Genomic DNA, 8332 nt, shown 5'->3' with positions numbered 1-8332 from the left:
ATAAAAAGTTTACTTCCTAAGTTAGAGAAACTCCAAAAGCAGTACCAAAGAAGTAAGAGAAACAAAGAAGTAAAAAGGGAGTTCTTAAGAACATGGGCTAAAGTTAACTGTCTTCTAAGACAACTCCCCCTTTCTTACTCTATCTACGAACAGTTGGCTGAAGATATTTACTGTAAGTACAAAATTCTCAAGAAAAGTGAAAAGAGTCTACAAAAGCTCAGCGGAAAACTCTCCTTCTTGGGAGTTCCTATAGAGGAAATCTGCACTCGTTTGGACGATGATGACGTAAGAGAAAAGATAGATTCTTCTAAATACACAACCAGAGAAATAAAGAAAATGGTTAAAAAATATCTTGATACAAAGGAAACTTACAAACAAGTTATGGAATCCTTACATATGCCCTTAAAAACCTTTTACGACCTTGCTGAAAAGATTTATTTCTACAAAAAAGATTCCCAAGAAGCTAAACAGACTCTTGTCCGTTCGAACCTAAGACTTGTAGTAAGTATTGCTAAAAAGTATATAAACAGGGGACTTCACTTTTTAGATTTAATTCAGGAAGGAAACATTGGACTAATGAAAGCTGTTGATAAATTTGAGTATAGACGTGGATACAAGTTTAGTACCTACGCTACTTGGTGGATAAGACAAGCAATTACAAGAGCAATCGCAGACCAAGCGAGAACAATAAGAATTCCCGTGCATATGATAGAAACAATTAACAAAGTAATAAAAACTTCTCGTCAGATGTTTTTAGAGATGGGAAGAGAACCTAGACCTGAAGAAATTGCTGAAAGATTAAAAATGCCAGCATCTAAAGTTCGCTCCATTATGCAACTTGCTCAGGAGCCGGTATCTCTTGAAACCCCAATTGGGGATGATGAAGACAGCACACTTGGAAACTTTATAGAGGATACCAAAAGCCCAATCCCTGAAAATGAGGTTATCAAAAAGGATCTACAGGAAAAGGTATCCCAACTGCTATCTCAACTTAGTGAAAGAGAGGCTCTCGTTTTAAAACTTCGTTTTGGACTTGATGGTTATCCAGAACATACGCTAGAACAGGTAGGAAAAGAATTAAAGGTTACTAGAGAAAGAATAAGGCAGATAGAATCTAAAGCTCTTAGGAAACTTAGAAACTGTGGTCTCGATATAGATTTAAGCATATTCCTTGAACGTTAACTTTGGGGGATGCTTCCCCCTTTCTTTAAAAACTCTAAATAATCCTCAAAATCTTTAAAAAGGGGAGCTTCTACCCTAACCGTTCTCCCATTAACTGGATGAGGGAAGGCTATAAGTTTCGCATGTAGCATAATCCTTGGAGCAAAAAGGTGCAGAGGGTTTTTAAATCTTCTTTTCCAGTATTTAAACTCTCCTACGACAGGATGGCTTAAAAAGGAAAAATGTTTCCTTATTTGATGTTTTCTTCCAGTTAAGATTTCTACCTCTAAGAGGGAAGTTGATCCCAAATCTTCTATTAATCTGAAATTTGTAACTGCTTCCTTTCCATCTAAAGGAATGGTTATTCTTCCTTTCTTTTTTGAAATTTCATCTGCTACGAGTACAGTGTAAATCTTCTTGACTTTCCTCTTTTTGAAAAGATCAACAAAAAGATCAAACACCCTTTTTGACTTAGCAACAATGAGAGCTCCAGTAGTATGTTTATCAAGTCTATGAACTACCAAGGCATCTTTATACTTTTTTCTTAAAAGAACTTCTATGTTGGGAAAATCTTTATTGCTATTAATAAATGGAGGTTTGTTTACAACTATTAAGTATTCATCTTCAAAAAGAATTTGAAAATCTTTCTTCTTAAAAAGGAATTCAGGAACCGAAAATCTGACAATACTTTGAGGTTTTACAAGTTTCCTGTAATAGAGATTCTTAACGCCGTTTACTGAACATAAACCCTCATCTATGATCTTTTTTGCTTTTTTCCTGCTTTCAACTTCTGCAGACACTATATCAATTAGCTTTTGTGGCTCTTCAACTTTCTTCTCTACAGTCCTGAACACGAAAAACTCCTTTATGAAGTTTTGCAGATCAAAATTATAGATATAGTCTATCCAAACAATAGTTGATTTATCTATAGGTGATATTAATTTAAATTTGAAAAACACTTTCAGGGAGGAAAGATATGGCTCTTGTAGGGCAAAAGGCTCCAGAGTTTGAAGTACAGGTTTACGATCCTGTAAACGACAAGTATGATAAGGTTAAGCTTTCCGACTACGTTCCAAACAACGAAGGGAAATTCTTAGTTCTCTGCTTCTATCCAGCCGATTTTACATTTGTCTGACCAACAGAACTCGCTGCGGTCGCAGCGAAATACGATGAGATCAAAGCACGTGGAGCAGAAGTTCTCGCTATCTCTACAGACACAGTATTTAGCCACCAAATCTTCTGCAAGGTAGAACCTCTTATGAAGAACGTTAAATTCTTACTCGGTGCTGATCCGACAGGAGAAGTCGCTAGAAAATACGGCGTATACATGGAAGATGCAGGAATTGCAAGAAGAGGAAGGTTTATTATTAATCCAGACGGCATTATAGTAGCAGAAGAAGTTCTTAACCTACCAGTTGGTAGAAACGTAAACGAACTTTTAAGACAACTTGACGCGTGGAAGTACGTTTACGAACATCCGGACGAAGCTTGTCCGGCTAACTGGAGACCTGGTAAGAAAACCCTCAAGCCAGGACCAGACATTGCTGGAAAAGTTGGAGACGTTATTACTATTGATGAAATCCTATCTTAGAACTCTCCTGCCCCCTTGTGGGGCTTTTATAACTAAGAAAAAATGTTCAGCCAATTTCCCACTCTTTATATTAAAACACCTAATTCCTATCCTATTTTTTAATTTCCTAAAGTCAACGTCATTAGCAGTTATTACCGTATCTTTATACCTTTTTACTTTCAGCCATCCATACTCTGAAACGTAGATAGAACAGTTCTTGTAATTTTTTCCGTTAGTTAGATTGAAATAAATTTTCGTAGGATTCTTTTCCAAAAGTCCGTAAGGAGGATATTGTTCTTTAATAGGTAGAGGTTCGATATTTAAATACCTTTTGAAATTCTTGAACCTTGAAAGTCCTCCAACTAGTGCCATTCTTGGAGCAAGTAGACTTTTGCCGTCATAATTCCCTCTATCTTGAGTTAGAAGGAGCTTATAACCTTTTCTCTTAAAGAAGGAAACACTTATTCTATCGTAGCTACCGTAAGGAAAAGCTAAAAACTCTGGTTTCCTTCCAAAGATTTTTATAAACTTATTTTCTGAAAGCGCAAGTTCTCTTTTCAGAAAGTTTAAATATTCCTTCTCATTTAAATGTACCCTTAACTTTGCAAGATCTTTGTGACTATAAAGGTGATTTCCAAAAGAAGCTTTGGGATACTTTTTTATTTCCTCTATCTGTTTTAAGGTCAAAAAATCGGGATATCTATCTATTGCTTCCATGTATAAGAAAACAGTAAATGGAAAATTGTACTTTTTTAGTAGTCTGAAAGCTTTTATTGTGCTTTTATATCCATCATCTATGGTGATAACAACGGTCTTAGGAGGTATTTTACCCTTTTTACTTATAATATCGTAAAGTTCTTTAAGTGAAATTACATTGTAATTATTTTCTTTTAGAAACTTAAGTTCCTTTTCAAAATCTTCTAAGGATACTGAAGTTGAAGGATATCGAACATCGTCAAATCTATGATAAATAAAGATAGTAGCATATTCTCCTTTTACTTTACTTTGAAAGAGTGCAATTATCATAAGCAGTAAAACGATTACTCTTGATAACATTTTCTAACAACCTCACGTAGGATTCTCTCTGGGTGGAATAGAAAGTAAGAGCTTTTATCAGATTATCAATGTTAGAACCTTTTTCTCTTTCTCTCCTAAACTCTTCGTATGCCCAACCTACATTGAGATTATAAATGTAATCTCTTACAGAATCCAAAATATCATCATAAACTTTAAGATAAACATCTTTTTCTTTAGCTTTTAATTTCTTGTTAGAAGGTCTAAACGCATACATACCAAAAACGTTATTTCCCTCTGTGAAAAACCTTGAAGTTCCCCAACCGCTTTCTATTGCTCCTTGAGCAAGAATAAGACTTGGAGAAATTGTATTCACTCTTCTCAGAAGTTCTGCCATATCATCGGTTCTATACTTATCCTTTAAATATTCCAATTTCTCCTTTTCAACTTCAGACAAAATTTCTTTCTTAAGAATAGAAAGCAAGAAATTCCTTTCCTTTCTAATCTCTTCGTTTGCAATTAAAATTTCTGGCAAAAGAACATCTACAAACTTTTTCTTTCTGTCTTTAGGAGTTAGTTCCTTTAAGGACTTAACGTGGGAATAAATAACAGGAAGAACGTTTTCACAATCAATAGGAATAATGTCTTCAACTGTTGGATTATTTATCACCAATGGTTTATTTGCTCTTTTCTTTTCTTTTTTTTCTTCTTGTTCACTCTTACGGAGTATAGATGAATTCCCTTTTTCGGTATTAGATGAAATGTCAGTATTCATACAGCTTAGTGGGGATAGAAGAAATAAAACAGCTATTACGAAGAAGGCGAAATATTCCCTCATTCTCTCACTCCTTATAAAAATTTTCGAGGAAAATCTAACCCTGTTTGTTATACTTTGGGTATCTTAAAAGGCAAGGAGGTTTGGCATGTCTGCAATAAAGATTACTACTCCTATATTGGACGATACTGTGATAGAGAACCTCAAAGCTGGTGATCTCGTTCTTATTTCTGGAATTATTTACACTGCAAGGGATGCAGCTCATAAGAGAATAGTTGAAGCTTTAGAAAAAGGGGAAGAACTTCCGTTTGATCTAAAAGGACAAATTATCTACTATGCAGGTCCTGCTCCTGCTAAACCAGGAAAACCTATTGGATCTGTTGGTCCAACTACTAGCTACAGAATGGATCCATACGCTCCAAAACTTTTAGAAGCAGGTCTTAAAGGAATGATAGGTAAAGGATCAAGAAATCAAGAAGTAATTGAAGCTATAAAGAAGTTTAAGGGAGTATATTTTGGAGCAGTGGGAGGAGCTGCTGCTTACCTTGCAAGGTGTGTAAAGTCAAGTGAAGTTATTGCTTACGAAGACCTTGGACCAGAAGCTGTAAGAAGACTTGTAGTAGAAGATTTTCCAGCTTTTGTTGTAAATGATATTTACGAAAACGACCTTTATAAAATGGGTAGAAGCCAATATGCTGAACTAAGCATATAGAAGATAAAGGCAGCCTTTGGCTGTCCTTATCTTTAAGATCTTATAAGGAGGTTGCTTGAAAAAGGAACTATTAAGGAAAATTCCAAAGGTTGACTTATTTTTAAAAGATGAAGAATTGCTTTCAACTTTAGGAGATTTTCCTAAGACTTTTCTTGTTGATGCTATAAGAACTACTCTTGAAAAAGTAAGAAAGGAGATACTGGAAGGAAAAAGAAAAGATTTAAATCTAGAAGAAATAAAAAAGGAAATAATCAAAGAACTTAAAAAATTAACAAAACCAAAGTTACACAAGGTAATAAACGCAACGGGAGTTGTTCTTCATACAAACCTTGGTAGGGCTCCCATTTCAAAAAAAGTGGCCGAACATCTTGCGAACTTGATAACAGGATACTCCAACCTTGAATACGACCTTCAAAAAGGAAAAAGAGGACTTAGGTACAGAAACTTAGAGTGGATTCTAAAGAAACTAACAGGTGCAGAGGATGTTTGTGTAGTTAATAACAATGCAGGAGCTGTTCTCTTGGTTTTATCAGCTCTTGCAAAAGGGAAAGAGGTCATAGTTTCAAGAGGAGAGCTGATAGAAATTGGAGGATCCTTCAGAATTCCAGATGTAATGATCCAAAGTGGAGCAATTCTTAAAGAAGTAGGAACTACCAACAAAACCCACCTATTTGACTATGAAAATGCAATAAATGAAAAAACTGGACTAATTCTTAAAGTACACACAAGCAACTACAAAATCTTAGGCTTCACGGAATCTGTAAAAACGCAAGAACTTGTTGAACTTGGAAAGAGGTACGGCATTCCTGTTTATGAAGATCTTGGAAGTGGAAGTTTCATAGATGTTAGAAAAATAGGACTCTCTTATGAACCAACCGTTCAAGATGTACTAAAAGCGGGAGTAGATGTAGTTTCTTTTAGTGGAGACAAACTCCTTGGAGGAGCTCAAGCTGGAATAATACTTGGAAAGAAAGAGTATCTAGAAAAGATAAAAAAACATCCTTTAAATAGGGCATTGAGAATAGACAAAATGACTCTTGCGGTCCTTGAAATGACATTAATGTATTACTTGGACGAAGAGAAGGCGTTAAAAGAAGTTCCTACTTGGTATTTACTTTCTCAAAGTTTAGAGGATATAAAGAAAAAAGCTGAAAACATTTATTTCAAACTGAAAGAGGAAGATCTTGAGGCTGAAATAGACATTGTTGAGGATGAATCGGAAGTAGGAGGTGGAGCCCTACCTTTACAGAAATTAAAAACTTTTTGTATAGGAATAAAACCCAAGAAACTATCTTTACAAGAACTTGAACAAACTTTAAGAAATCAAGAGATACCAATAATTTCAAGAATAAAAAATGAAATATGTTTACTGGACATGAGAACCGTTTTTGATGAAGAGATTGACTATGTAAGAGAATGTTTGATAAAAATTCTCCGATAGCGCGGGGGATGGTGTGGTTAAATTCTTCTTTATTTTCTTGGCTTTGTTTGTTGCAATCCCTTCCTTTGCTTTAAGTCCCCCTCAATCTTACTTCTGGGTAGAAAATGAACTTAAGATAATATCTGCAACTAAAGAACTCACATCATATACTTCAACTCCCCGTTTTGTAAAAGTTATAACAAGAGAAGAAATAGAAAGGTTAGGGGCTAAAAACCTTTTTGAGCTTTTAGAACATCTACCTGAATTCTATGTATATAAAAGCCAACTATATCTTTGGGCTGTAGGTCTATTTGGACTTAAACAAAGCTATTTTTCAGAAAAAATTCAAGTTTTTATAGACGGCTTTCCAATTGCAGATCCCACAAATGGATCCTCTTTTAGTTCCAATAACAATATTTCTCTAGATAATGTAAAGAGAGTTGAAATAGTATATGGTCCTATGACTTCTCTTTACGGAGTTAACTCTTGTCTAGCTATCATCAACCTCATAACCTACAATTCTGAGGACGTAAAGAACGCAAAGGTAGGAATGGCGATCAGCACAAGTGGGTCAAACGATAGTTTCCTAATGAAAAGTTTTGAGAGAAACGATTTTAACGGAATAATATCCCTAATTTACAGGGAAGACAAAGGTCCTGATAAGTCCTATACAGACTGGTTAGGAAGAAGTGGAAACTTTGATTCATATCTTAGACATTTCACTTATTATGTGAAACTTAACAAAGGAAATTTCTATGCCAAACTTTATGGAGTTAGCAAGTATAATGAGAATCCAATAAACATTGTTGGTCTTACTCTAAATAATGAAAATCCTTCAGCAAACAGATTCGCTGTTCTCAATACTTTGGGGTATAAGAAAGAGGAAAAAGAAGGTTCCTTTGACTTTCATATCCACATCAATTGGTTCTATCTGAAAAAGAATTTTATTATCTATCCTCAAACTTTTTATCTAAGTGAAGAGAGATATACGAAGAACTTAGGACTCGGAAGTTACTTGACCCATATCTTTCCTTACGGAAAATTTGGGATAGGACTGGAAATATCTTACGTAAAACTTTACGACTATAAACTTTCTGCAAACTTTCATCCTTCTGAAGTAGATCTATCCAACATATGGAATACCCAGATTATCCCCTATCAAGAACTTCCTCCTTCAGAACATCTAATGGAGAAAGCAAGTAGAACAACTTTTTCTCCATATTTTCAGTATCAGCTTATAAGAGATAAAACTTCTACACTTTTAAACCTCAGATTAGACAGTCTTAGCGATGTCGGAACAGCAGCTACATTTTCTTTTTCACACCTTTATAAACTTTCTCAAAAACTTTCATTAAAACTGAACTTAGGAAGAGCTGTTAGAGCTCCTTCATTTGAAGAAATGTACTTAAAAAACAATACAGTTCTCCTTGGTAATAAAAATTTAAAGTTTGAAAAGATGGATTCTATTATGCCTTCTTTAGAATTTAGAGATAGAGAAAAAAGAGGAAGAGTTCTTCTTTACCTTTATAGGATAAAAGACTTAATCTACAGAAAAACAATCAAATCTATTGTTTTAGAACAATGGGAAAATGCAGACAAAAATATTTACATTAAAGGACTTTTGTTGGACATAAAAAAGAAGGTAAAAAATTTTGAATTTTATGGAGGATTAAATAAAAT

The 8332-nt window shown here is 34.6% G+C and carries 8 protein-coding genes; 5 read left to right on the top strand and 3 right to left on the bottom strand.

Annotation, left to right across the window (positions count from 1 at the left end; genetic code table 11):
- On the top strand, nt 1-1182 hold a 1182-nt coding region (rpoD, locus tag ABGX27_00070; protein ID MEO2067896.1), incomplete at its 5' end, for an RNA polymerase sigma factor RpoD.
- Here the strand turns inward: rpoD and ABGX27_00065 are convergent.
- On the bottom strand, nt 1179-2015 hold the full coding sequence (locus tag ABGX27_00065) for an RluA family pseudouridine synthase (GenBank protein MEO2067895.1): 837 nt from the start codon (nt 2013-2015) through the stop codon (nt 1179-1181). The genes rpoD and ABGX27_00065 overlap by 4 nt on opposite strands.
- 122 nt (nt 2016-2137) lie before the next feature.
- On the opposite strand from ABGX27_00065, the gene ABGX27_00060 reads away from it, so the two are divergent.
- A complete protein-coding gene (locus ABGX27_00060) occupies nt 2138-2752 on the top strand; it encodes a peroxiredoxin (protein MEO2067894.1) in 615 nt (204 codons plus the stop codon).
- Here the strand turns inward: ABGX27_00060 and ABGX27_00055 are convergent.
- Together ABGX27_00055 and ABGX27_00050 are read right to left on the bottom strand one after the other, a co-directional pair.
- The gene (locus ABGX27_00055; GenBank protein MEO2067893.1) at nt 2744-3787 is read right to left on the bottom strand and encodes a polysaccharide deacetylase family protein; all 1044 of its coding nucleotides are present in this window, start codon (nt 3785-3787) and stop codon (nt 2744-2746) included. The two genes, ABGX27_00060 and ABGX27_00055, sit on opposite strands and share 9 nt — an antisense overlap.
- On the bottom strand, nt 3732-4583 hold the full coding sequence (locus ABGX27_00050; GenBank protein MEO2067892.1) for a glucosaminidase domain-containing protein: 852 nt from the start codon (nt 4581-4583) through the stop codon (nt 3732-3734). Before ABGX27_00050 ends, ABGX27_00055 begins: the two co-directional genes overlap by 56 nt.
- An 85-nt stretch (nt 4584-4668) precedes the next feature.
- Here ABGX27_00050 and ABGX27_00045 point away from each other — a divergent pair, with 85 nt between their 5' ends.
- The 3 genes from ABGX27_00045 to ABGX27_00035 form a co-directional block, all read left to right on the top strand.
- A complete protein-coding gene (locus tag ABGX27_00045) occupies nt 4669-5232 on the top strand; it encodes a Fe-S-containing hydro-lyase (GenBank protein MEO2067891.1) in 564 nt (187 codons plus the stop codon).
- Nucleotides 5233-5287: 55 nt separating this feature from the next.
- A complete protein-coding gene (gene selA / locus ABGX27_00040) occupies nt 5288-6673 on the top strand; it encodes an L-seryl-tRNA(Sec) selenium transferase (GenBank protein MEO2067890.1) in 1386 nt (461 codons plus the stop codon).
- Nucleotides 6674-6686: 13 nt separating this feature from the next.
- On the top strand, nt 6687-8332 hold a 1646-nt coding region (locus tag ABGX27_00035), incomplete at its 3' end, for a TonB-dependent receptor (protein ID MEO2067889.1).

It is taken from the genome of Desulfurobacteriaceae bacterium (genome assembly GCA_039832905.1).
In the GTDB taxonomy this organism is placed as follows: domain Bacteria; phylum Aquificota; class Aquificia; order Desulfurobacteriales; family Desulfurobacteriaceae; genus Desulfurobacterium.
The sequence above is the reverse complement of the archived record's forward strand: the minus strand, read 5'-3'. Positions and strand labels throughout refer to the sequence as shown.